Source organism: Rheinheimera sp. B2H12 (genome assembly GCF_059620065.1).
Window position 1 is genome coordinate 2,222,653 of sequence record NZ_CM184363.1, and the last position, 23,221, is coordinate 2,245,873.

The window sequence follows — 23,221 nt, forward strand, 5'->3', positions numbered from 1 at the left end:
GCACAAGCTGCCGTTGTTGAGGATGACTGGCAATTGAGGTGAGCGCAAGGCGATAAATTGCTGTTAACGGACCTCTGCCGTGTCTGCGTCTGTTGTTTGCTGCACTCTGTTGCTTCTGAACCAAAACACCATCAGCAAGCCAAGGATGGCAGTGCCAGCACCAGCTAACGGCACATAACTTAAGCTTAAGCCACTGTCGATGATGGCGGCGCCTAACACGGCGCCAGCCGCGTTGCCCAGATTAAAAGCGCCGATATTCATGGCAGAGGCTAAATTTGGCGCAGCTTTCGCTTTTTGTACCACCAGAGCTTGCAGTGGTGGCACCAGGGCAAAGCTGGCAATACCCCAACATAAAATCAATGGCGCCACCAGCAGTTTAGACTGGGTACTGACGGCAAAAATGACTAATAATAACGCCACTGCAATTAAAGACACCTGTAAGGTTAAATCCAGTGAGCGATCGGCAAAACGGCCACCCAGATAGTTACCAATCGACAGCCCAACCCCATACAGCACCAGCATGCTGGTAATAAATAATGTCGAAGCCTGCGTTTCGTTCTGTAAAATAGGCACTATGTAAGTAAAGACGGTGAACATGGCACTGGAACTGACGACTGTCAGCAGCAGAGCAGCCAGCACAGGCCCTTGCAGCATGACCTTCAGTTCAGCTTTCACGTTGGCGTTTTGTTCGCTCACCAGCGGCGGCAGCGAGAAACGCAGTGCCAGCATGGTCAGCAAGCCGATGACTGCCATGGCAAAAAATGCCGGTCGCCAGCCGATCACTTCGCCCACATAAGCGGCCAGTGGCACGCCGCCAATAGTGGCAAGGGTCAGACCGGAAAACATCGCCGCGACCGCACCGGCGCGTTTGGCCGGCGGCACTACACTCATGGCGACAATAGCGCCGACACCAAAAAAGGCGCCATGATTGAGTGAGGTCACAATACGGCCGAATAACAGCATGTTATAACTATCGGCCAGCGCTGAGATCAGGTTACCCAGGGTAAAGATCCCCATCGACAACAGCAGGAGTTTGCGCCGCCCCATGTTAGCGAACAGCAGGGTCATCAAAGGCGCGCCCAACAGCACGCCAAAGGCATAAGCGCTAATCAGCATGCCAGCTGTCGGGATCGATACGGCTAAATCACTGGCAATCACCGTCAGCATGCCCATAGGTGCGAACTCGGTGACGCCGATGCCAAAAGCGCCAAGCGCCAGTGCCAGCAGCGGTATATTTATTCTCATAGAAAGGTCTCATTGATTTGTGATGGCGCAGAATATAGTCATTTCGCCAGCGGAGAAAAAGTCGGGTATAGTACATTCAGTTTTGCTTGGGAGTCACAAATGAGCGTTGGAAAGACGGACAAAACCGCTGAAATGGAAACTTTTTTAGCTGTCGCTTGCAGCGGTAGTCTCAGTGCTGCCGCTCGTCAGCTGGAACTGACCCCATCTGCGGTCAGCCGTATTATGACCAAACTGGAACAAAGGCTGGCGGTGCGGTTGCTGGTCCGCAGTACCCGTAGTTTACGTTTAACCAGTGAAGGCGAGACTTATGCGCTGGCGGCAAGGCGGATCTTAAAAGATGTCGCCGATACTGAAATTAGTATTGCCAGCCGGGGCAGGCCCAGTGGCACCGTCAAAATCAGTATCGCCAACGCCCATAGTCGATTGGTGATAGTGCCGTTACTGGCGGAATTTTTCCGCCGCTTCCCCCAAATCAATCTGGAAATGGATATATCGGACCAGCTCAGCGATGTGCTGGCAGGAGAAGTGGATGTGGCGATTAGGTTTGGTCAACTGCCAGACAGTGGTTTACATGCCCGCCGGTTAGGCGAAACTGGGCGGGTGGTGGTCGCATCTCCCAGTTATCTGGCGCGCAGCGGCGCGCCGCAAACGCCGGCTGAGCTGGCGCAGCATAATTGCCTGGATTTTAGCTTCCGGCGTTTAGAACCTGGCTGGCCCTTTCTGCTGGCCGATGGAGTACAAATGCTGGCGGTCGGCGGTAATGTGATTGCCAATAATGGCGATACACTGGTGGAATTGGCTTTACAGGGCATCGGTATTACCAGGGTGGGTTGTTTTCATGTGCAACATTTGCTGGCCAGTGGGCAGCTGGTGCCGTTGCTGGAGGATTATAACCCACAAGATCGGGAACAAATTCATGCGGTATTTATTGGGGGTGAGCATATGCCGGCCAGGGTACGGGTGTTGGTGGATTATCTGGTGGAGAACATGGCCGGGTAAGTACCGGTCAACACAGCCGCAGGATGACGGCGCGGCTAAATTTTTGCAGAATTAGTTTTTCTTAAGGTTACTTTAAGATCTCAGCGCCAGAATCATCATCAAGCTTCAAAGCAGGAGAAGATGATGGCGGCAGTATCAAGACAGACAGTCACACCAGCAACCAGCGCAGTACCGTCAGTTGCCATGGGGATCTCCTCATCGGCTCAGGCGCCGGTCAGTTTATTTGCGCAGCGCCAGCCACAACAAGATGCAGCGGTGCAATTATCCATTTTAAGCAGCGAAGATCCGCGCCGCAGCGGTGTGGAACAATTGATTGCTGCCGGTTTTGCCCAGGCGTATGGCGCACAGATCAAGCATTTTATGCCGGATTTATTGGCAGTGTCGGCGCGTGGAGAGTGGCAGGCTGCACTGGGTATTCGCGGTGGTCAAAACTCGGTGTTATTTGTCGAACAATATCTGGATGCCGATATTTGTACGGTCTTGGCGCAGGTTGGGCTGAATTGCCAGCGCAGTGACGTGGTGGAAATCGGTAACTTGTATGCCGCCAATCGTCAGTTTACCTTGTTGTTGTTTGTGGTGCTGGCATATGCCTTACATCAGTTGGGCTACCGGCAACTGGTGTGTTGTGCGACCACCCAGGTACAACAATTACTGAGCCGTCATGGGCTGGAATTAACTCAACTGGCGGCTGGAGATCCTGCCAGGCTCGGCGATGCAGCCGCCAGTTGGGGTAGCTATTATCAGACGCATCCACAAGTTTGCCGGCTGGATTTAGCCCAAGCGATGCAATTGATCGCCGCTGATGCCAGATTAGCAGCGTTACCGCATCAATATTGGCCAGCCCTGCATGCAACCGTCACTGCTTTAAGTCTGGAGGCGGCCCATGTCTGAAGCACACCCAGCTACATTGTTAGACCAATTGCCGCAAAGTGCCAGACTGACGGATGCCTGCAGTGGGCAAAGTATGGATCTGGTAAAAATCCGCCAGTTAGTGTCCGCCTGGCAACAACAGTTGGCCGCGCTCGGTAGTAAAAGAATTGTGTTATTAAGCCCGGGGAACCTGGAGTGGGCTTTGCTGGATTTGGCTTGTATTGACGCCGATCTGGTGCTGGTGCCGCTGCCGACTTTTATCAGTCAGGCACAATTTGACCATGTACTGGCGTTGTTGCAGCCGGATCTGATCATTGGCAGTAGCGAGTTCAATCCGACAGTAGGTAGTTCATTGCAGTTAACGGCTGGGCAGTTTCAGCCGGCCGGCCAATTCCGTCAATTCTGGCTCTATCAGTCTGTGGTCCGAAGCACTCAGGTGGTGCTGCCTGCGGGCTGTCAGAAAATCACCTTTACTTCCGGCTCCACCGGCACGCCCAAAGGTGTGTGTTTGTCTGCGGCCAGTCAATGGCAAGTCGCGCAAAGTCTGGTCGGGCGTATCGCCTTAGCACAACCGCGGCATTTAGCGGTGTTGCCGCTCAGTACCTTGCTGGAAAACATTGCCGGTATCTATGCGCCTTTGCTGGCGGGTGGTGAAGTTTTGTTGACCGACGAGGCCAACCGCGGTTTTGCTGGCAGTGCTCTGGCAGAACCGGCTCTGTTATTGCAGTTGATCAGTAGCACTAGGCCAGACAGCCTGATCCTGGTGCCGGAATTATTGCAACTGTTGGTGCTGGCCAGTCAGCGTGGTTGGCAAGCCCCTGATAGTTTGCGCTTTATTGCGGTGGGTGGTGCCAAAGTAGCGCCCGAGTTATTACACCAGGCTGCCGCAGTTGGTTTGCCGGTGTTTCAGGGTTATGGCCAGAGTGAATGTGGTTCAGTGGTGGCTTTATCGACTCAGCATGCCGCCAGTGCCGATACACTGGAAGCGCTGCAAAGCGTCGGGCAGCCGTTACCTCATCTGCAGGTCCGGATCACTGCAGGTGAATTATGGGTGAAAACACCGTTTCTGGGTTATCTCGGTGCGGCCGAACAAGCCAGTGCAGCGCCTGCTGATTGGGTCGCTACCGGCGACCTGGCTGAACTGGATGCCAAGGGTGAGTTACGGATTTTGGGCCGGAAGAAAAACCTGCTGATTTCCAGTTTTGGCCGCAACATTCATCCGGAATGGGTGGAAGCTGAGTTACTCAAAAATGCGTTATTACAACAAGCGGTGGTGTTTGGCGATGCTCAACCTTATTGCGTGGCATTGTTGTACTGTCAGGATCGCAACATCAGCGACCAACAGATTGAACAATGGGTCGCAGCCGTCAACCGCAGCTTGCCGGATTACGCCAGGTTGCAACAATTTCATCGGTTAACACAGCCACTGACCGCGGCCAATGGCTGTTTAACCACCAATCAAAGACCAAAACGCGATGTAATTGCCAACCAATATGCCGCTGAGCTTGCGGCTATGTATCCGGCAGTTGGGTCAACTCAGGGTTCCATCAGTGCCGTCGGGCACAGCCAGCAGTTTGCAGGAGTATAACATGACTTCATTATTCACCACTTCAACAGTGCCAGCGCATGACCACAATACCGGGACACCTGCGGTTGATTTTCATCAGCAACTGATTGCCGCCACTGTGCAAGAGCGTGATTATTTATTAGCTGCCCCTATTATTCACCGGTGTTTTCATGGCGACATCAGCATTGATGACTATGTAGCATTTTTGCAGCAGGCTTATCACCATGTTAAACACACAGTGCCGTTACTGATGTCGGTCGGCGCTTTATTACCGGAGTCAAAAGAATGGCTGCGCGAAGCGGTGGCGGAATATATTGAAGAGGAACTGGGGCATCAGGAATGGATCTTAAATGATATCGCCCGTTGTGGTTACAACAAACAACAGGCCCGTACCAGTCAGCCGGCGTTTGCCACCGAAATGATGGTGGCTTATGCCTATGATATGGTGCGCCGGATCAATCCGTTGGGCTTCTTTGGGATGGTGTTAGTGCTGGAAGGCACCTCTATTGCGCTGGCTGATTTGGCCGCCGGCACCATTGGCAATAAGCTGCAATTGCCAAAAAAAGCGTTTAGCTATTTATCCTCGCATGGCGCTTTAGATCAGGACCATATTAAATTTTTTCAGAGTCTGATGGCGCAAATCACCGATCCAGCCGAACAGCAACTGATTATCCATGCGGCAAAGCGGTTTTACCTTTTATACGGTGATATTTTCCGTAGTCTGGACGCCGCCCATGGCTTAAGCCGCTTGGCTGAGCCTGAGTTGCAGTCTGCTACTGAGCCAGTAACAGAGGAGGTCGAATGATGAACATCGCCGGAAAAACCTTGTTGTTAACCGGTGCCACTGGCGGTATTGGTCGGGCTATAGCGCATAGCCTGGCGGCGGCGGGCGCAACATTAATTCTGGTCGGCCGGGATATGGCCCAGCTGCAACGGTTACGGCAACAACTGACCGGCTCGCATTTGCTGTGTACTGCTGATTTAGCCAAACCGGAGGATTTACAGCGCTTGGTCGAATTTTGTCAGCAGTTGACGCCCGGGCAGGGGCCGCTGGATGGCGTGATCAACAATGCCGGTGTAAGTCAGTTTGCACTGACAGCACAGCAGGATTATCCGCATCAGATCGAGCTGAATCTGTTGGTACCTATGCAGTTATGTCAGATGCTACTGCCGCAACTGCAACAAAGACCTGAAGCTGTCATTGTCAATGTCGGTTCGGCGTTTGGCAGCATTGGCTACCCGGGGTTTAGCGGTTATTGCGCCAGTAAATTCGGCTTAAGGGGTTTTACCGAAGCGTTAAAACGAGAACTGGCTGCCAGTAAGGTTCGGGTGCTGTATTTTGCCCCCAGAGCCACGGATACCAGCATCAACAGTGCCGCAGTGGTCGAAATGAATCAACAGCTTGGTACTCGGATGGACAGTCCGGATTTTGTCGCTGCGCAGTTATTGGCACAGCTTAAAAGCAGCCAGAGCCGGCGTTTTCTCGGCTGGCCGGAGCAATTATTTGTCCGGCTCAATGCTTTGTTTCCGGCCATCGTCGACCAAGCATTGCGTGGCAAGCTGGCGATTATTACTAAATTTGCCAGTCAACAACCCTGAATGAATAAGCTAACCTCGGAAAATCCGGGTTGGCATCCTGACAAACAGCAGGCCAGGCCTGCTTCTGGAGAACATGATGAACTTAAGTAAAATCAAAGTGGTAACAGCCTTTAATCGGACTATGTTGGCAGCAATGTTGCTGAGTGCTGGCTGGTGCCAGGCGGTGTGGGCTGATGTGTTAACCGATATCGCGCCGTTGCAGCAACGCTGGGCTGAAATTAACTATCAGTTGGACGAAGATGCCCGTGAGCAGGCTTATAGCCAACTGCTGCAGCAAGCTGATACTGTGGTGGGGGCCAATCCAACAGCGGCTGAAGCTTATATTTGGCGCGGCATTATTCAGTCCAGCTATGCCGGTGCCAAAGGCGGTATTGGTGCCTTGTCGGTGGCTGAAGCGTCTAAAGCCGATTTGGAAAAAGCGTTAACACTGGATGCACAAGCCTTACAAGGCTCGGCTTATACCAGTCTTGGTGTGTTATATGCCAAAGTACCAGGCTGGCCTATCGGCTTTGGCAGCGATAAAAAAGCGGCTGAGCTATTGCAAAAAGCCCTGGAAATAAACCCTCAAGGCATTGATCCAAATTACTTTTATGCAGAATTTTTAGCAGGTAAACGCGACTATGCCGCAGCAATGCGCTATCTTGAACAGGCAACAAAAGCACCGGCGCGGCCAGGACGGGAAAGTGCCGATCAAGGCCGGCAGCAGGAAATAGCCAGCTTAATGGCCAAAGTCAGCAAAAAGCTGGCGAAAAAATAACAACACAGCAGCCAGCTCGCCAGACCGGTTGGCGAATGGGTGCTTGAACACATGGGCACAAAATGCGGATTTTATTGGTTGAAGATGATTTGGATTTAGCCAGGGGCTTGCAATTGGCTCTCAGTCAGCAAGGTTTTGCCGTGAACCAGGTTTCGCTTGGGCAGCAGGCGCTGGCATCCATTCGCAGTCAGGATTGTGATGCTGTGGTGTTGGATCTGGGGCTGCCTGATATGGATGGTCTGGAGGTGCTGAAAGTCACCCGGCAGAAGTTTCCGCAACTGCCGGTGCTGCTGTTAACCGCACGGGATGGGGTGGATGACAGGATCCGTGGTCTGGATCTGGGGGCAGATGATTATCTGGTGAAACCTTTTGCCTTGCCGGAATTGTTTGCGCGCTTGCGCGTGATTGAGCGGCGGCTTGGCACTGCCAGCTCACACTTGATTGTGATCCAAAACGTCACGCTCGACAGCAGCGCGCATCAGGTGTTGCTGGATGCCGAACCCTTAGCCTTAGCCAGACGTGAATATATGCTGCTCAAAGTGCTGATGGAATCAGCTGGCCGCATCAAAACCCGCGAACAAATTGAAGCCAGCCTGTATGCCTGGGGCGAAGAGGTTGCCAGTAATGCGCTCGAAGTGCATATCTCCAATTTACGCAAAAAGCTGCCAAAAGATTTTATTAAAACCGTACGTGGCGTCGGTTACAGTGTGAGTGCGCAATGACGTCGATTCGACGTTACCTGCTCACGTTATTGATCGCAGTGCTGACGCTGTGCAGTTTTCTGGCGGCGCTACAAAGTTATCGCCAGAGTGTCAGCCGTGCCGATCAGTTACTGGATGCCGATTTGACCGTATTGGCGGCCAGTCTGATGTTGCCTTATCAGCAGTGGTCTCAGTCCTTGCGCGCCACTGACCTGCAGTTACCAGTGTTGCCGGATCTGCCGGCGAACGATGTGGCCAAAGTTCCGGCAGCGCTGAATGTCTCGCAACATGCGGTCCAAATCTGGCAGGGCCAGCAACTGGTTTTTCGTTCCGCCAATGCACCGGCCAGCCGGATTAGCGCGCCTGAGGGCTTTAGTGAACAAAACTTTTCCGGTCAGCGCTGGCGGACCTATCGCCAGCCAGAGACCGCCGGCATCCAAATTGTGGTGGCTCAACCGCTGCAACAACGGCAACAACTGACCGACGAAGTGGTGTTGGCATCAATTTATCCGGTGGTGCTGAGTTTGCCGCTGCAAGCGCTGTTTATCTGGCTGGTGGTCAGCAAAGGCTTGTCACCGCTACGCAGATTCGCCCAGCAATTGGCGTCAAAAAAAGCCGATGATTTAACGCCGGTTAGCTTGCCGCAGGTACCGGCAGAGCTGTCGCAAGTGTTGGCATCGACCAATCAATTGCTGGCGCGGTTAAATGATGCTTTTGTGCGGGAAAAACGTTTTGCCTCCGACGTGGCCCATGAGCTGCGTACGCCGCTCAGTGTACTGCAGGTCAATTTGCATAATGCCAGCCTGCAGTGGCAACAGGCCGGAGTGGCGGATCCCGCTGGAGTGATGCCCGCCTTACAGCAAGGGGTGGAGCGGATGAGCCAGTTGATTGAACAAATTATGTTGCTGAACCGGACCAATCCGGCCCATTTTCAGGCCAAGTTACAACAGCTGGATCTGACTGCTTTATGTCGTGAGGTGATTGCACAGCTGTATCCCAAAATTCAGCAGAAAGCGCAACAAATTGAATTGACCGGCGATGAGCAATGCTGGCTCAGAGCTGATGCATTTGCACTACGGGTGTTGCTGGTCAATCTGCTTGGCAATGCGATTAAATATACGCCAACTCAGGGGCAATTTATTTTAGACATCACCACGCTGCCAACCCTGGGCAGCAATGTAACTGCTCAGCTAGGACAGCAGGTGCAATTGGTGCTGGAAGATTCCGGCCCTGGTATCGCAGCTACTGAATATGAGCGGGTCTTTGATCGTTTTTACCGTATCGGTGGTGACCGGCATCAGTCCGGTGAACCTGGCAGTGGGTTGGGGCTGGCGATAGTGCGGGATATTGTGATCTTGCATCAGGGCAGTCTGCAATTGGCCAGATCGCGTTTTGCCAGTGGTTTAAAAGTGACGGTACAACTTTGATAGCAGGATCAGGATGGTGAAAGCAAAAGATAGAAGCAGATGGCCTGGCTGGTTTCTGGTGCTGTTGCTGGGATCCAGTGACAAGCTGGCTGCCGAGGTTCGGGTGCTGGAGTTGCAGATCAAAGATCACTTATTCAGTCCGGCGACGATATATCTGCCGGCCGGTGAAAAAATCAAATTGGTGATTTTCAACCAGGATGGCACACCGGAAGAATTTGAAAGCTTCAGCCTGAACCGGGAAAAAGTGATTTTGGGCCACAGCAAAGGTGTGGTCTTTGTGGGTCCACTAGAGCCTGGTGAGCATGCCTTTGTCGGTGAATATCATCCGGACAGTGCGCGTGGTCAGATTGTGGTAGTACCGTTAGCGCAATGGTTACAACTGGAGCAGACGGATGCTGATTAATACCGTCATCATGTTTTTGCGCGAGCTGTTGCCGGCGCTGTTGTTACTGAGCACTGTGCTGGTGTGGCAGCGTGCAAATTTACGGCCTCTGTTCGCGGCCTTAGTGCCATTGGCAGTGCTGGGACTGGTGTTACTCAGTGGACAATACGCTTGGTTATCCGGTGCCCTGGATGGGCTGGGGCTGGAGTTTTTTTATCTCTGTTGTTATGTGCTGTGTTTTGTCTTGTTGTTGGCTGCGGTGATTTGCCAACGCCAGCGGCAAGCCGCTGCCATGTTAAGCGGGGCTGCTGTCGCGGCTTTATTGTGGGTGAATGGCAGTAATCTGGTACTGTTTTTATTTGTGTATGAACGGCAATGGTTCCAGCAGCCGGGTTTGTGGCTTGGCGTGATTCTGGGGCTGGGGATTGGTTTGAGTGTGGCGGTGTTGTGGCATTATTTGCTCAGAGAGCTGACGCGCTGGCGTGGTGTGTTAACCCTGGTGCTGGCTTTACTGGCAACAAGGCAATTGACCATGGCAGCCGCCCTGGCGCTGCAGAGTGATTGGCTCCCGGCTGGCCCCGTGCTGTGGAACAGTCAGCAGTGGCTGTCAGAACAATCGGAATATGGCTATTTTTTTAATGCCTTGCTGGGGTATGAAGCGTCACCGGCCCTAGCGCAATGTGTGGCCTTTGGTCTGGGGTTGTTATTGATGATCTGGCAAGGCCGGCGTCTGGAGGTGCAATAATGCAAGATAAAATTCTGTTCTGCGGCTTGGTTATGCTAATGCTGGCTGGTACGTCAGCGCAGGCTGATGGCCGGGTTGTCGACAAAGTGTACCATCCTTACGTGCAGCCGCTGGAACGCGAATTTGAATACCGGTTTGTTTATCAGAAACAGGCTGAGCATCCGGATAATAATGCGATGGGGCAGAAGATTGGTTATGGCTTTTCTATTGCCGAGCGACTGGCACTTGAGACTTATCTGATTGCCGAGCGGGTGAGTCCGGAAGATTATAAGCTAACAGGCTTTGAGCTCGAGCTGCGCTGGATGTTGACAGAGCAGGGGGAATACAATGCCGACTGGGGTTTGTTATTTGAATTAGAACGACAAAATAATCAGGATAATTATGAATTTACCACTGGTTTACTGGTGGAAAAGGAGTTCGGACCCACCAGCCTGACCCTCAATGCGTTGGCCGTGTATGAATGGGGCCAGACGCTGGAGTCCGAGTTTGAAGCCGAATTCCGGCTGCAATATCGTTACCGCTGGTTACCGCAAGTGCAGCCTGCGGTCGAGTTTTATGCCGGCGAGAATTATAAAGGCGCCGGACCGACCCTGCTGGGCGTCCATAAATTCAGTGGACTGGAACAACTGAAATGGGAGTTTGGCGTGGTATTTGCGATTGATGATGCCACTGTCAATAATACCCTGCGTTTTGCTATTGAATATGAGTTTTAATCCTTGCCAAACCTGCTGCTGGCGATCTCGTTTGCCGGCGGCTGTGGTTCCCGCCATGACTCAATAATCCTGCTGCTGGTCTCAACTGTTTTGTCAGCAGGATTGAAGTTCTTTAGATTGCTAATACCCTCGATAATTCAGAATTTTGGAACCTAAGCCGGATATGACTATAACAACAGCTTTGCGAAGTGCCAACTGTGGGCTCTTTGCTAAATCCCTGCTTTGTGCCGCCTTTGTCGGCAGCTCCCTGTTCAGCGCAACCTTGCTTGGCGCTGCGCTGTTTAGCCCACAGCTGCAGGCGACGGAACGGCAAATTGAAGCCGATAACGCGGTGATCACTTTACATAAAACTACCGCCAATGGCGTGTCTTTTCCATACAGCGCCAGCACCGGCACCATGCCCGTGTGGGATAAAGAAGGCAAACCAGTAGCGGCGGTGTTTTATACCTATTACCAACGCACGGATATCAAAGACAAAAGCAAAAGACCGCTGTTGATTTCTTTTAATGGTGGCCCGGGTTCTGCTTCGGTCTGGATGCAAATTGCCTATACCGGGCCAAAAGCGCTGAATGTCGATAGCGAAGGGTACCCGTTACAGCCTTATGGCACCAAACAAAACCCGTTTTCAGTGCTGGATACGGCTGACATTGTGTTTGTCAATCCGGTCAATACCGCGTATTCGCGGGTGCTGCCGGATAAAGATGGCAAAATGATGAGCCAGGAAGCGCAGGCTAAGATGTTTTTTGGCGTCAATGAAGATGTCACTTATCTGGCAGAATGGATCAATACCTTTGTCAGCCGCAATGAACGCTGGCAGTCTCCAAAGTATCTGATAGGTGAAAGCTATGGTACGACACGGGTCTCAGGCCTGGCGCTGGCGCTGCAAAATGAGCAGTGGATGTACCTCAATGGCGTGGTGCTGGTGTCGCCGACAGATTTGGGGATTAAACGCGATGGTCCGGTCGATGCGGCCAACCGTTTGCCCTATTTTACCGCCACAGCCTGGTTTCACCGTAAGTTAGTGCCGGAATTACAACAACTGGATTTACTGCAGGCGCTGGATCAGGCCGAAGCTTTTGCGTTAAACCAGTATCTGCCTGCGTTGGCAAAAGGCGCGATGTTAACAGGCACTGAACGTCAGCAAATGGCGGCGCAAGTGGCCAAGTTTTCTGGTTTATCTGTCGCTGCGGTAGAGAGCCAGAATCTGGATATTCCGAATGACTTTTTCTGGAAAGAGTTGTTACGCGAGCGTGGACAAACCGTCGGGCGGCTGGATTCGCGTTACCTTGGCATCGACCGCAAAACAGCAGGCGATGGCCCGGATTATAATGCGGAACTTACCTCCTGGCTGCATTCTTTTACGCCAGCGATTAATCATTATCTGCGCACTGAGCTCAATTACAAAACCGACATCAAATACAACATGTTTGGTCCGGTGCATCCGTGGAATCGGGATGGGGATCAAACCGGTGAAAACCTGCGACAGGCAATGGCACAAAACCCCTATCTGCATGTGATGGTGCAATCGGGTTATTATGATGGTGCCACCAATTACTTTGATGCTAAATATAATTTATGGCAGTTAGATCCCAGCGGTAAAATGCAGGATCGGATGAGTTTTAAAGGTTACCGTAGTGGCCATATGATGTACCTGCGTTATGAAGATTTAAAACAATCAAACGAAGATTTGCGCCAGTTTATTCTGTCGACCTTGCCGAAGGCGGACCAGCCCGCGAAGTACTAACCTTCACAGCGCAACTGAGCTGCCACAGGCCGGTGGCGCTGTTTTCTATCGCGAGCTTGGCTGGCGCTGTGCCAGCCATTGCCTGCATCCGACTCAGCCAAAGGATGAAAGCCACACAGGGCACTGGTCAGCGCTGGTGTTGCTGTTATAATGCCGTTCATTGTTGTGACAATATGCGTATGTCTTCTTAGATAAGGATCTGATTTTATGGCGGATATCGAAACACGCCCAACCAATTTTATTCGGCAAATCATTGATGCCGACTTAGCTTCCGGTAAACACAGTGCAGTACAAACTCGTTTTCCACCTGAGCCAAATGGTTATCTGCACATTGGCCATGCCAAATCCATTTGTCTGAACTTTGGCATTGCCCAAGACTATCAAGGCCAATGTAATCTGCGGTTTGACGATACCAACCCGGAAAAAGAAAACATCGACTTTGTGAACTCCATCCAACAAGACGTCAACTGGCTGGGGTTCCAGTGGGATGGCGCCGTGCGTTATTCTTCTGATTATTTTGATGCGCTGTATGGTTATGCCGTTGAACTGATCAACAAAGGACTGGCTTACGTTTGTTTCCTCAATGCCGAAGAAATGCGCGAATACCGTGGCAATTTGACCCAGCCTGGCAAAGCCAGTCCATTTCGTGACACCAGCCCGGCCGAAAACCTGGCATTATTTGAAAAAATGCGTGCTGGTGGTTTTGCCGAAGGCGAGTGTTCATTACGCGCGAAAATTGATATGGCGTCGCCTTTTATCTGTATGCGCGATCCGGTGATTTACCGGGTGAAATTTGCCCATCACCACCAGACCGGTGATAAATGGTGCATCTATCCGATGTACGATTTTACCCATTGTATCTCTGATGCGCTCGAAGGCATTACCCATTCGCTTTGTACGCTGGAATTCCAGGATAACCGCCGGTTATATGACTGGATTTTAGATAACATCAGCATTGCCTGCCATCCACAGCAAATTGAGTTTTCCAGATTAAATCTGGAATATCAGGTGATGAGTAAGCGTAAGCTGCACACCCTGGTCGAAGGTGGCCATGTGTCAGGTTGGGATGATCCGCGGATGCCAACTATTGCCGGCTTACGCCGTCGTGGTTACACCCCGGCGTCTTTGCGTGAATTTGCCAAACGCATTGGCATCACCAAACAAGATAATATGATTGAAGCCAGTGCGCTGGATGCCTGTATCCGCGAAGATCTGGATGCGCATGCGCCACGTGCCATGGCGGTGATTGATCCGTTGAAAATTACCTTAAGCAACTATCCCGCCGGGCAGGTGGAATGGCTGGAAGTGCATAATCATCCGAAAGAAGAAAGTATGGGCAGTCGTCAGGTGCCTTTTGGTCAGGTGATTTATATCGACCGCGCTGATTTTCGCGAAGAAGCCAACAAAAAATATAAGCGCATGGTGACAGGTGGTGAAGTGCGGTTGCGTGGTGCTTATGTGGTGCGGGCAGATGAAGTGATCAAAGATGCCGACGGTAACATTATTGAGCTGATCTGTAGCTATGATCCGGCGACTTTAGGCGTCAATCCGGCCGATGGTCGTAAAGTGCGTGGTGTGATCCACTGGGTCGAAGCCAGCCAGGCCAAAGCGGCCGAATTCCGCGTCTATGACAAATTATTTACCGTGCCAAATCCGGCAGCGGAAGATGATTTTATCCAGGTGATCAACCCGCAATCTTTAACTGTCAAACATGGTTTTGTCGAACCGAGCTTAGCGCAAGCTAAAGCTGAACAAGCCTATCAGTTTGAACGCGAAGGTTATTATTGCGCCGACAACAAAGATTTCAGTGCGCAAAAGCTGGTGTTTAACCGCACTGTAGCACTGCGGGATACCTTTTTCGAAGATTAAGCCAGTGCTTTAACCGCAGAGGGTATTTTATCAGCCGGTCCTGCCACTGTTGTGGCAAGGCCGGCTTTTTTCTGCCTGCAGCACGGCTGCCGCGACTGGCAGTTGTCAGTATTTTCGGTAAGAAGGCCAGTAGAAAAGACAGAGTGATTGGTGCAGCCGGAGGGTTTTCGGCTACACTGGCGAACAGGGAATAACCAACAACACGTGGCTGGGGATGGCAGGGAGCAAGATATTAGCGTGGATATTGTGCTGTTGCAGTTTTGCACTGTGCGCAGCACCGAAGCTGGTGCATTATCCGGCGATTGCCAACTCACACGATGCCCGCTCTGAATATCCGATTGCGCTGCTGGGTTTAGCGCTGCATAAAGCCAGGGTCGAAGTCAGACTGGTGCCCTCAGCTGCACCCTTATCAAAAAGCCGGGCCCTACAATTGTTGAAAAAAGGCCAAGGTATCGATGTGGTCTGGACGATGACGACGCTGGAACGGGAAAAGGCATTTTTACCAGTTCGGATCCCGATTTATCGTGGCTTGGGCAGCTATCGGTTGTTATTGGTACGCGCTGATCGCCAACCCGAGATTTCCGCCCTGCAGAATATCAGTCAACTACGCCAACTGAAATATGCCCAGGTGCATGACTGGGTTGATACCCAAATCCTGCAAGACAGTAAATTTTCAGTGCTGGCGGTGTCACATTATGACAATTTATTTCAGATGTTATTAAAAGGCCGGGTGGATGCGATCCCCAGAAGTGTGCTGGAAATCGAAGCTGAAGCCGCCTACTGGCAGGCCCAAGGCTTGGTGATCGAACCAAATTGGCTGATCCATTATCCAAGTGCAGTGTATTTTTTTGTCGACCCACAACAGCCAGAGCTGGCTGCCAGCATCGAACGAGGCCTGCAATTGGCGTTAAAGGATGGTAGTTTCCAGCGTTTATTTGACAAGTTTTTTGCCCTGCATCTGGCGAAGATGCAGTTGCCAGAACGGCAGTTATTGACCTTACCAAACCGTTATTTACCACCACAGACACCCCTGCAGCAGGCAGAACTTTGGTATTCGTTGCGGGCGGTTCAACCCTGAGTTCAGTCGGTCGTCAGTCAGTGGCAGCACGCCACGCTTGTCACTTTACAGCAGCCACTCCCTGCGTTAGTTTGTGGTCGCAGTGGGACAAAGATTGCAGTCAGTGTGGACGGTTTTTTGCCGTGTTGTTTTCTGCCTTTTCCAGTTCAATTACCCCAGGTCCGAATAATCTGATGATGATGTCCTTCGGATTGAACTATGGCGTCAAGGCCAGCTTGCCGCATCTGGCGGGCATCTGTCTTGGTTTTCCTTTGATGGTGTTATGAATTGGCGTTGGTTTTGGCGTGGTATTCAGCGCTTTGCTCTGACTACACACGCTGATTAAACTCGTAGGGCTGCTGTATTTGTGCTGGCCGGCCTGGCGAATAGCCAGCAGCCCGGTCAGCACGCTGGACCGTCAGCACAAACCGCCGCTCAGCTTCTGGCAGGCGCTATTATTTCAGTGGATGGATGCCAAAGCCTGGGTCATGGCCACCGGTGCTGTGGCCGCTTTTACCAAAGTCGGTGGTGTACTGTGGTAGGAAGTCAGCCAAATCACACTGGCGTTTTTGTTGTTCAGTCTGCCTTGTGTTGGTTGCTGGCTGGTGTTCGGCGCCGGTTTACGCCGTGTTCTGACCAAAGCTATCTGGCAGTGCTTGTTTAATCTGCTGATGGCGTTGTTATTATTGTTGTCGATGTGGCCAGTGGTGCAGGAGCTGTGGCAGCAAGCGGTGTTGGAGCAGTGGCTGTGATGGTGTTTAACACATAGCGAAATGTGCTCAGTGTACAGTTCAAACTGCTCAGCGCACTTCCCGCGCCAGTTTTAATAATTGTGAACTAAGTTCAAGCCCGCGTTCACGGGCTGCAGTCTGATTAATCCGAAAGGTCATGCCATCAGGTTCACTGACCAGACTAATGGTGGCGACAGTGCGAAAGGCTTCGGCATTGTCCGCCACAATCAACATCGGCATGCTGGCAAGACCGCTGGCCCAGTGTTGCAGTTGCTGCCGATCGGACATCGTCATCACCAGCAGTTGGCACGGCTTGGCTTCGGCCGGACGTCGGATCAATGTTAATTTCACCGGTTCACCGGCTGGGCTGCGAACTTGTAAGGAATTGATTGCTTTAAACATGCTGTGATCCAGCGCCACACAATAATGAAAAACAGTTTGAGGTGGTGGTGGCCATTGCGTGAACTGGGCAAAGCGGGCAATAAACATCGCTTTGAGGTTGACTTCGGCATCTTCGCTGGCCAGGGCAACGGGGAGTAATCCATGGAGCCACAACCCGCCAGACAGTAACCAAAGCGCAACAGACTTCATGGTTCAAACCGCCATTGCAAGCTCAGCCGCAACGATCGGCCAAGTTGTCTGACCGGCGGCGCGTACACAGTCGGTTGATCATAATACTCAGTGCCCGTCAGATTATAAAACGCCAAGGCCAGCTCCGTTTGCACCGAACTCTGCCACAGCAGATGGCTATGCGCCAAGACATAACCCGGCAACACAAGTTCTGGCATCTGGCGGTGACTGATGGCCTGCAATTGCAAGGCAAACTGCAGTTTTGCGGTCAGGGGCTGGTTATATTGCAAATTAAACAAATGCGTTGGCGAATTTTCTGGCCGCTGAACTGCACTTGACTTGCTTTGTTGCCAGGACCAGTTGGCTTTTAGTTGCTGGCCCTGGTCAAACCTTTGTTCCACTGCCAGCTCAAGACCGCGACTGAGTATAGGCGCGCCATTGACAAAATAACCATTAGCAAATTCAACCTGAATAATATGCCGGATGTCTGAGCGAAATAACGTCATGCGGTAATTAAGCTGCGGTGTGACAAATTGCTCGTAACTCAGCTCAGTGGTGCGGATCTGCTCAGGTGTTGGGGTCGGTATCCCTTGTGGCGCATTGCTGCTAAATTCGTGCAGATTGGCGGCGCGAAAAGCACTGCCGTACATCAGTTTCAGGGTGCTATTGTCATTTTGTTGCCAGATCCAGCCAAGTCTGGGGTGCATTTCCTCGGCCGCAATCCTGGATTTATCATAACGTGCGCCGAGGATCAGGCTATGGGCCGCATTCAGTTGCCACAAATCCTGCAGATAAATACCTTTGCGCTCGTTGTTGCTATAAAACTGTTGTAGTGCAGTTTGCCCCAGCAGGCCATTTTCAATCCGTTGGCTACTGTCTTTTTGATATTCAATGCCGGACAGCAGCAAATGATTGTCGAAACTACGGTTGGCCAGACGCAGATCCAGATGCTGCCAATGCCCAACGATTTGTTGCTGTAATATGTCTGTGGTGTATTGTTCGGCGCGTAAGGTATAACTGCGTTGTAAGCCGATAAAAGGTTGCTTGGCGATATAATCATTGGCACTGCTGCTGAGCGTGGTTTGCAGCTCCCAATCGCTGGAAAATTCATGCTGGTAGCTGGCCCTTAGTAAATGATTATCCGACACCGCACTTTTCTGTGTTAACAGCAAATTTGTCAGTGAACCGAGCGGTTGCGGTGACTGACGTTGGCGTTGATGCAGTGCGCCTTGGAACTGCCAACCAGCAATTTTCAGTCCTGCCTGCAGCCGGTGATAATTTTCTTGCTCCAGATTTTGCAACTGACTGCGATATGGCAATAGTGCGTTGGCGATGGGGTAAGGCAGTGGTATATGCTGCCAGTCAGAAATACTGCCACTGAACCAGGCCTCCCAATCCGCATCAGCCCGATGTGCCCAGCTAAAACGGCCTTGTTGCTGCTGCTGGCTGCTCAGACTGACCAGAGCTGTGACGCCGCGTAGCCGGTCGGCACCTTTAGTGATGACGTTGACCACGCCAAAAAATGCATTATTGCCATACAGGGCTGAACCAGGTCCGGTGGCAAACTCAACCCGTTCAATCGACTCCACATCAATCAGTGCGTCGCTGCCAAGAAAACCGGCATCGCTGATATTTTCATTGGCGCGGATGCCATCAATTAAAAACAACAATCTGGAATTGTAATCCCCACTGCGGCCGAGGCCACGGATACCGATATAGCTGAAATAACCGTCATTAGTCAGATACAAACCCGGCATCGTCGCGAGAATATCGCCGAGACTCCGTAAACCATACAATTTAATGTCCTGGCTGCTGACGACATAAGTGGTGCTGGGTGATTGCGCTGCTGTCAACGCCACCCGGCTGGCGGTCGAGACTTCAACGTCGCGCGGAACCTTCGTCAGTCGGGTATTGAGCAAATCTTCCAGGCTGGGTTGCTGCGCTGCGGTTGGGGTTGAGCTGATGGTCAGCGGCCACAAGCAGAGCAGGGCAATGGCGTGCGGCCGCGCATTTTTTGCCTGCGATGTCAGTCGGGGGCTGAGGGGCGTCCACAAAAATTTAGCTATGTACATTGAACTGCACCTGCGGTTTTTCACTGAGACTGGCCGTGCGGTAGGTATTTTTGCCTGCTTTTTTGGCGGCGTACATAGCTTCGTCCGATTTTTGCAATAACTGCGCGGCGTCAGAAGCATCCAGGGGATAAAACGCGATGCCGACAGTCGCGCCGACCGGCATCAGTTGTTGTTGCACCAGCATTGGCTGTCGGACTGCTTTAATCAGTCGATCAGCCAGTTGTTCAGCCCCGGCGTGATCGGCAATGCCTGGCAATAACACGGCGAATTCATCGCCACCTAACCGGCATAATAAATCATTGTTTCTCAGCACCTGTTGCATCCGGTTGGCCACGATGCACAACACTTCGTCGCCATAGTCATGGCCCCAGCTATCATTGACGGTTTTGAAATTATCCAGGTCAATGAACATCAGCGCCAGTAATTGCTGTTTTTGCTGACTTTGTTGCAGTAAAATCGGTAATTCATTTTGGAAATACAGTCGGTTTGGTAATCCGGTCAAGCTGTCGTGATGCGCCAGTTGCTTCAGGGCAGCGCCGGTTTGTTGCTCGCGTTTCAGTTGCCTGGTGAGCTCGCCTTGCCAGATTTCGGTGCGTTTAAACAGCTCATTTAACCGCTCAGTTAACCGGCCGACTTCATCATGCTGATAAATGACACCGCGCTGGCTATAATCCTGATGTCTGGCCGCATAATCGGCCAGTTCTGACAGCTGCACTATCGGTGCAAGTACCCGTTGTTGCACCATTCTGAGACCACGGGCTGCCACCAGCAGTGTCAGCACTGTCATCAGTGCCAGTAAACCAATCAACCAGCCGACAGTGCGATTGATGCGGCCTAGGCTTTCCTGCACCCGCAGCAGCCCAACCTGTTCTTGCTGCAACATAATCGGTAGTTGCAATTGCAGATATTGCCAGTCAGTGTCACTGTATTCAGCATTCCCGGCGTCAGGCCACACATTAGGCTCTGTGCTGTCGGCTGGCCAGAGGGCAAAAGGTTGCTGCTGTAAATCAAGCAACACAACCTGACTGACTTCGGGGCGTCTGGCAAAAATAGCCAGTTCATGGGCGGCCGATTTTTTATCGCTAAATACCAGGCTGGAAGCAATGCTATTGGCCAATACCGCAGCACTGGCCAGGGCATTTTGCAATTGGTGTTGTCTGGCGCCATACCAAAGTGCCGTTGCCATCAGCAAAAAGGTCAGCAATAAACTGATGGCCAGCACCCGGATATTCAACCGGGTCAACCGGCTGACTAAAGAGTCTGGCAAGTCTGCAGGGGTATCGGGCCTGAAATCAGCTTTGGTCACTGCCATGCATTACCTTGTTCACAACGCCTGCGCCAACGCAGCAGCAGACTTAAACTTTTGCACTAATTGCGTTAGTATAGCCTGAATTTCTGGTCTGTTTTTAGCATGTATTGGAGCAACCGTTGTCTATCCTGGCGCAACAGTCGGAAAAACTCATGCTGGAACATCAGGCGGCGAAAGTGTTTATGCGCTTGTATGAACAGCACTTTCAGCAACCGATGCGGCATATCTGGCATAACCAGCCAGCCAAACCTGATGTGTCTTGCTATTTTGCCGGGCAAAGGCTGGATCTGGAAATCGCTCATCTGTACGGCAGTGAAGCCGAAGCTATGCATATTCTGGGGCGAACGCTGACGCCACAGACCCGGCTGGCGTTACAAGAGTTGCAAAAAGTACCGGTGCGGCAACGCTTATTCACCGCGCTTGAACGGCTGATCGCGCAAAAAGGGCAGAAAAAATATGACAGTCAGCGGGTGTGGCTGGTGATCCGCAATGCAAATCCGGCATGGCAATGTCAGGAGTTATCGGCAACGCAACTGAACTGGTCGTTACCGGCACAACCTCCGTTTGAACAAATCTGGCTGGTCAAAGATATGCAAGGTTTGCATGGCATAGCGCCATTATATCCGCTGACTTTGTGGCAACAGTTACAGCAGCAACTGAAGTTGCCGCCGACCGGCAGCGCGCAGCCTTGAACTGGTACCTAGATTATTTACAGCGGTTAAACGCGGTTGCCGACAGCCTTTGGTTGCGCCGTCTGTGCTGGCTCGGCTGCTGTCTGGCGCTGGGTTGCGGCTATTGGCTGTTGTGGCAGCAGGCCGCAGGTGTTCGGCTGGTGCCGGTGTTGTTGCTGCTGTGTTGGTGTTTGCTTGGTTTGTTTGTGACCTACAGCCTGCCACTGTGCCCGCCACAATTGCACGGCCGGCGCTGGTCAGATTGGTGCAGACTGCAATGGTATCGGCTGCGGCTGCATAGTCTGGCGTTATTGATTTTAGTGTTAGTGCTACTGTCCGGCCTAACCAGTTTGAAGATGATCAGTGTGTTATTGCGCCAGCCTTAACTGATGCCAATAACGACATTTGCCTAGCCTTTTGGAGTCTGTATTGAAAACAAGCCTGAACCGCTGCGATATTTTTTGCAGTGTGGTGGATAATTTTGGCGATATTGGTATTTGTTGGCGGCTGGCGCGGCAACTGGTGGCTGAACATCAGTTGCAACTGACCCTCTGGGTCGATGATCTGCTGAGTTTTCAACGGATTTGTCCGCAGGTGCAGCCACAACTTGCCCGCCAGGCCATTGCTGGGGTGGATGTCAGGCATTGGCAGCCCCAACTACCACAATTGAGCGTAGAAGAATTGCCGGATCTGCTGATTGAAGCACTGGCCTGCACTGTGCCGGTTGATTATTTACAGCTGTTGGCAGCAAACAGGCCAGACGCGGTTTGGTTGAATCTGGAATACCTGTCCGCTGAAAGCTGGATTGAAGGTTGTCATGGCTTAGCCTCACCGCAATCGCAGCTGTCTATTGCCAAGTATTTCTTTTTCCCTGGCTTTAATGCCAAAACCGGTGGCTTATTACGCGAGCAATCACTGGTCGCTGATCTGAGTCAATTTAGCGAGGACGCTTGCGCGCAACAGCTGTTCTGGCAACAACTCGGCATCGCAGATGCAATGAGTTTTAGCCGGAAAATTTCGCTGTTTTGTTATGAGCAACAAGCGATTGCACAATTTATTGCGCAACTGGCCGAAGCGCCTGCACCAAGTTTGTTATTAGTGCCGGAGGGGATGCTCGCGCAGCAGTTGCGGCAATTATACCCACAATTGCAGCAGCAATCTGTCTGGCAAACCGGACAGCTGCGGTTACATATTTTAGCTTTTATGCCACAACCGCAGTACGATTATTTACTGGCGGCCTGCGACATCAATTTTGTCCGTGGCGAAGATTCGATTATTCGGGCGCAGTGGGCCGGTAAACCCTTTATCTGGCAAATTTACCGTCAAGAGGAACAGGCACACCAAGTGAAGCTGAGCGCTTTTTTAGCGCAGTATTTGCAACAAGCTCCGACTGAGCTGGCCACTTTGTTACAACAGCTGCACCGGCACTGGGATTTGGAGTTGCCATTGCAGGATTTATGGTCACAATTGCTGCAAAATCAGCAAAAAATCGCCAGTTATAACCGGCAATGGCGGCAGTATTTAACTTCTCAGCAAGATCTTGCCAGCAACCTCGTGCGTTTTGCTGAAAATAAATTTATAATACCCCGCAATTTTTCCTAACAAGAAGATATTTCAATTATGATGAAGACTGCTCAAGAAGTACGTGCTGGCCAGGTTATCATGGTCAATGGCGAGCCAATGATTGTTCAGAAAGCTGAATTCAATAAATCTGGCCGTAACGCTGCTGTAGTAAAAATGAAATTAAAAGGTCTGTTGTCTGGTCAGGGTGCAGAAACTGTTTACCGTGCCGACGACAAATTTGAACAAGTGCTGCTGGATACCAAAGAAGTTACTTATTCATATTACGCCGATCCAATGTATGTATTCATGGATGCCGAGTACAACCAATACGAAATCGAAGCTGACAACATGACTGATGCACTGAAGTACTTAGTGCCTGATATGCAATGTTCAGTGGTATTCTACGGCGAGCGCGCTATCTCTGTTGACCTGCCAACCATCGTGGTGCGTGAAGTGGTTTACTCTGAACCAGCTGCCCGTGGTGATACCTCAGGTAAAGTGATGAAGCCAGCTAAACTGGATACCGGTTTTGAGCTGATGGTACCGGCTTTTGTTGAAATCGGTGACAAAATCGAAATCGACACCCGTACTGACGAATACCGTAGCCGCGCTAAATAATAGCGACCTGCG

Annotated in this window: 25 protein-coding genes; 21 read left to right on the forward strand and 4 right to left on the reverse strand. The window is 51.6% G+C overall.

From position 1 onward, the window contains the following. Nucleotides 1-63: 63 nt before the first annotated feature. Complete coding sequence (locus tag AC53GJ_RS09670) at nucleotides 64-1,245, reverse strand: MFS transporter (protein WP_496732475.1); 1,182 nt, start codon at nucleotides 1,243-1,245, stop codon at nucleotides 64-66. 99 nt (nucleotides 1,246-1,344) lie between these two features. Here AC53GJ_RS09670 and AC53GJ_RS09675 point away from each other — a divergent pair, with 99 nt between their 5' ends. From AC53GJ_RS09675 to AC53GJ_RS09755, 17 genes are all read left to right on the forward strand, one after another. After that, entirely contained in the window at nucleotides 1,345-2,244 is a 900-nt protein-coding gene (locus tag AC53GJ_RS09675) for a LysR family transcriptional regulator (protein WP_496732476.1), read from the forward strand. A 120-nt stretch (nucleotides 2,245-2,364) separates the two neighbouring features. Continuing rightward, a complete protein-coding gene (locus tag AC53GJ_RS09680) occupies nucleotides 2,365-3,135 on the forward strand; it encodes a thermostable hemolysin (protein WP_496732477.1) in 771 nt (256 codons plus the stop codon). After that, nucleotides 3,128-4,702, forward strand: coding sequence for an AMP-binding protein (locus AC53GJ_RS09685; RefSeq protein WP_496732478.1), 1,575 nt, complete (start codon nucleotides 3,128-3,130; stop codon nucleotides 4,700-4,702). Before AC53GJ_RS09680 ends, AC53GJ_RS09685 begins: the two co-directional genes overlap by 8 nt. Before the next feature lies 1 nt (nucleotide 4,703). Next, nucleotides 4,704-5,486 carry an iron-containing redox enzyme family protein gene (locus tag AC53GJ_RS09690; protein ID WP_496732479.1) on the forward strand — a complete coding sequence of 261 codons (783 nt, stop codon included), beginning with the start codon at nucleotides 4,704-4,706 and terminating at the stop codon, nucleotides 5,484-5,486. Next, a complete protein-coding gene (locus AC53GJ_RS09695) occupies nucleotides 5,483-6,280 on the forward strand; it encodes an SDR family oxidoreductase (RefSeq protein WP_496732480.1) in 798 nt (265 codons plus the stop codon). The genes AC53GJ_RS09690 and AC53GJ_RS09695 overlap by 4 nt, the downstream gene beginning before the upstream one ends. Before the next feature lie 73 nt (nucleotides 6,281-6,353). Then, nucleotides 6,354-7,037 carry a tetratricopeptide repeat protein gene (locus AC53GJ_RS09700; protein WP_496732481.1) on the forward strand — a complete coding sequence of 228 codons (684 nt, stop codon included), beginning with the start codon at nucleotides 6,354-6,356 and terminating at the stop codon, nucleotides 7,035-7,037. Nucleotides 7,038-7,099: 62 nt separating this feature from the next. Then, nucleotides 7,100-7,759 (forward strand): response regulator, encoded by a 660-nt coding sequence (locus AC53GJ_RS09705; RefSeq protein ID WP_496732482.1) that lies wholly within the window; start codon nucleotides 7,100-7,102, stop codon nucleotides 7,757-7,759. After that, entirely contained in the window at nucleotides 7,756-9,165 is a 1,410-nt protein-coding gene (locus AC53GJ_RS09710; RefSeq protein WP_496732483.1) for an ATP-binding protein, read from the forward strand. Before AC53GJ_RS09705 ends, AC53GJ_RS09710 begins: the two co-directional genes overlap by 4 nt. A gap of 13 nt (nucleotides 9,166-9,178) precedes the next feature. Continuing rightward, nucleotides 9,179-9,568, forward strand: coding sequence for a cupredoxin domain-containing protein (locus tag AC53GJ_RS09715; protein ID WP_496732484.1), 390 nt, complete (start codon nucleotides 9,179-9,181; stop codon nucleotides 9,566-9,568). Then, nucleotides 9,558-10,292 carry a hypothetical protein gene (locus AC53GJ_RS09720; RefSeq protein ID WP_496732485.1) on the forward strand — a complete coding sequence of 245 codons (735 nt, stop codon included), beginning with the start codon at nucleotides 9,558-9,560 and terminating at the stop codon, nucleotides 10,290-10,292. Before AC53GJ_RS09715 ends, AC53GJ_RS09720 begins: the two co-directional genes overlap by 11 nt. Continuing rightward, nucleotides 10,292-11,005 carry a hypothetical protein gene (locus AC53GJ_RS09725; protein WP_496732486.1) on the forward strand — a complete coding sequence of 238 codons (714 nt, stop codon included), beginning with the start codon at nucleotides 10,292-10,294 and terminating at the stop codon, nucleotides 11,003-11,005. The genes AC53GJ_RS09720 and AC53GJ_RS09725 overlap by 1 nt, the downstream gene beginning before the upstream one ends. A 163-nt stretch (nucleotides 11,006-11,168) precedes the next feature. Beyond that, nucleotides 11,169-12,749: a S10 family peptidase gene (locus AC53GJ_RS09730; RefSeq protein WP_496732487.1), complete on the forward strand. Its 1,581-nt coding sequence runs from the start codon at nucleotides 11,169-11,171 to the stop codon at nucleotides 12,747-12,749. 207 nt (nucleotides 12,750-12,956) lie between these two features. Next, nucleotides 12,957-14,618 carry a glutamine--tRNA ligase gene (gene glnS / locus AC53GJ_RS09735; RefSeq protein ID WP_496732488.1) on the forward strand — a complete coding sequence of 554 codons (1,662 nt, stop codon included), beginning with the start codon at nucleotides 12,957-12,959 and terminating at the stop codon, nucleotides 14,616-14,618. Nucleotides 14,619-14,904: 286 nt separating this feature from the next. Beyond that, nucleotides 14,905-15,696, forward strand: coding sequence for a substrate-binding periplasmic protein (locus tag AC53GJ_RS09740; protein ID WP_496732489.1), 792 nt, complete (start codon nucleotides 14,905-14,907; stop codon nucleotides 15,694-15,696). 122 nt (nucleotides 15,697-15,818) lie between these two features. Then, entirely contained in the window at nucleotides 15,819-15,962 is a 144-nt protein-coding gene (locus AC53GJ_RS09745; RefSeq protein ID WP_496732490.1) for a hypothetical protein, read from the forward strand. 78 nt (nucleotides 15,963-16,040) lie between these two features. Then, complete coding sequence (locus tag AC53GJ_RS09750; protein ID WP_496732491.1) at nucleotides 16,041-16,217, forward strand: hypothetical protein; 177 nt, start codon at nucleotides 16,041-16,043, stop codon at nucleotides 16,215-16,217. Nucleotides 16,218-16,247: 30 nt separating this feature from the next. Then, nucleotides 16,248-16,427, forward strand: a complete 180-nt coding sequence (locus tag AC53GJ_RS09755; protein WP_496732492.1) for a hypothetical protein — start codon at nucleotides 16,248-16,250, stop codon at nucleotides 16,425-16,427. 48 nt (nucleotides 16,428-16,475) lie between these two features. Here the strand turns inward: AC53GJ_RS09755 and AC53GJ_RS09760 are convergent, their stop codons facing one another. Genes AC53GJ_RS09760 through AC53GJ_RS09770 form a run of 3 tightly spaced genes read right to left on the reverse strand, consistent with a single transcriptional unit; the run spans nucleotide 16,476 to nucleotide 20,360 of the window. Further along, a complete protein-coding gene (locus AC53GJ_RS09760; RefSeq protein WP_496732493.1) occupies nucleotides 16,476-16,997 on the reverse strand; it encodes a YfiR family protein in 522 nt (173 codons plus the stop codon). Beyond that, complete coding sequence (locus AC53GJ_RS09765) at nucleotides 16,994-19,048, reverse strand: TonB-dependent receptor plug domain-containing protein (protein ID WP_496732494.1); 2,055 nt, start codon at nucleotides 19,046-19,048, stop codon at nucleotides 16,994-16,996. The genes AC53GJ_RS09760 and AC53GJ_RS09765 overlap by 4 nt, the downstream gene beginning before the upstream one ends. Beyond that, nucleotides 19,035-20,360 (reverse strand): diguanylate cyclase domain-containing protein, encoded by a 1,326-nt coding sequence (locus AC53GJ_RS09770; RefSeq protein ID WP_496732495.1) that lies wholly within the window; start codon nucleotides 20,358-20,360, stop codon nucleotides 19,035-19,037. Before AC53GJ_RS09770 ends, AC53GJ_RS09765 begins: the two co-directional genes overlap by 14 nt. A 116-nt stretch (nucleotides 20,361-20,476) precedes the next feature. On the opposite strand from AC53GJ_RS09770, the gene AC53GJ_RS09775 reads away from it, so the two are divergent. The 4 genes from AC53GJ_RS09775 to efp are packed head-to-tail and all read left to right on the forward strand — an operon-like array spanning nucleotide 20,477 to nucleotide 23,209. Then, on the forward strand, nucleotides 20,477-21,049 hold the full coding sequence (locus AC53GJ_RS09775) for a hypothetical protein (protein ID WP_496732496.1): 573 nt from the start codon (nucleotides 20,477-20,479) through the stop codon (nucleotides 21,047-21,049). After that, complete coding sequence (locus tag AC53GJ_RS09780; RefSeq protein WP_496732497.1) at nucleotides 21,046-21,414, forward strand: hypothetical protein; 369 nt, start codon at nucleotides 21,046-21,048, stop codon at nucleotides 21,412-21,414. Before AC53GJ_RS09775 ends, AC53GJ_RS09780 begins: the two co-directional genes overlap by 4 nt. A gap of 43 nt (nucleotides 21,415-21,457) precedes the next feature. After that, entirely contained in the window at nucleotides 21,458-22,630 is a 1,173-nt protein-coding gene (earP, locus tag AC53GJ_RS09785; RefSeq protein WP_496732498.1) for an elongation factor P maturation arginine rhamnosyltransferase EarP, read from the forward strand. Nucleotides 22,631-22,648: 18 nt separating this feature from the next. Continuing rightward, entirely contained in the window at nucleotides 22,649-23,209 is a 561-nt protein-coding gene (efp, locus tag AC53GJ_RS09790) for an elongation factor P (RefSeq protein ID WP_496732499.1), read from the forward strand. Nucleotides 23,210-23,221: the final 12 nt, after the last annotated feature.

Bases quoted from the DNA above. Each gene is read 5' to 3' on its own strand.
- AC53GJ_RS09675 (WP_496732476.1), top strand. From the start codon at position 1,345: ATGAGCGTTGGAAAGACGGACAAAACCGCTGAAATGGAAACTTTTTTA.
- AC53GJ_RS09765 (WP_496732494.1), bottom strand. From the start codon at position 19,048: ATGTACATAGCTAAATTTTTGTGGACGCCCCTCAGCCCCCGACTGACA.
- AC53GJ_RS09770 (WP_496732495.1), bottom strand. From the start codon at position 20,360: ATGGCAGTGACCAAAGCTGATTTCAGGCCCGATACCCCTGCAGACTTG.
- AC53GJ_RS09730 (WP_496732487.1), top strand. From the start codon at position 11,169: ATGACTATAACAACAGCTTTGCGAAGTGCCAACTGTGGGCTCTTTGCT.
- glnS (WP_496732488.1), top strand. From the start codon at position 12,957: ATGGCGGATATCGAAACACGCCCAACCAATTTTATTCGGCAAATCATT.
- AC53GJ_RS09760 (WP_496732493.1), bottom strand. From the start codon at position 16,997: ATGAAGTCTGTTGCGCTTTGGTTACTGTCTGGCGGGTTGTGGCTCCAT.
- AC53GJ_RS09680 (WP_496732477.1), top strand. From the start codon at position 2,365: ATGATGGCGGCAGTATCAAGACAGACAGTCACACCAGCAACCAGCGCA.
- AC53GJ_RS09705 (WP_496732482.1), top strand. From the start codon at position 7,100: ATGCGGATTTTATTGGTTGAAGATGATTTGGATTTAGCCAGGGGCTTG.
- AC53GJ_RS09725 (WP_496732486.1), top strand. From the start codon at position 10,292: ATGCAAGATAAAATTCTGTTCTGCGGCTTGGTTATGCTAATGCTGGCT.
- AC53GJ_RS09700 (WP_496732481.1), top strand. From the start codon at position 6,354: ATGATGAACTTAAGTAAAATCAAAGTGGTAACAGCCTTTAATCGGACT.
- efp (WP_496732499.1), top strand. From the start codon at position 22,649: ATGATGAAGACTGCTCAAGAAGTACGTGCTGGCCAGGTTATCATGGTC.
- AC53GJ_RS09690 (WP_496732479.1), top strand. From the start codon at position 4,704: ATGACTTCATTATTCACCACTTCAACAGTGCCAGCGCATGACCACAAT.
- AC53GJ_RS09715 (WP_496732484.1), top strand. From the start codon at position 9,179: ATGGTGAAAGCAAAAGATAGAAGCAGATGGCCTGGCTGGTTTCTGGTG.
- AC53GJ_RS09710 (WP_496732483.1), top strand. From the start codon at position 7,756: ATGACGTCGATTCGACGTTACCTGCTCACGTTATTGATCGCAGTGCTG.
- AC53GJ_RS09695 (WP_496732480.1), top strand. From the start codon at position 5,483: ATGATGAACATCGCCGGAAAAACCTTGTTGTTAACCGGTGCCACTGGC.
- AC53GJ_RS09685 (WP_496732478.1), top strand. From the start codon at position 3,128: ATGTCTGAAGCACACCCAGCTACATTGTTAGACCAATTGCCGCAAAGT.
- AC53GJ_RS09670 (WP_496732475.1), bottom strand. From the start codon at position 1,245: ATGAGAATAAATATACCGCTGCTGGCACTGGCGCTTGGCGCTTTTGGC.
- AC53GJ_RS09720 (WP_496732485.1), top strand. From the start codon at position 9,558: ATGCTGATTAATACCGTCATCATGTTTTTGCGCGAGCTGTTGCCGGCG.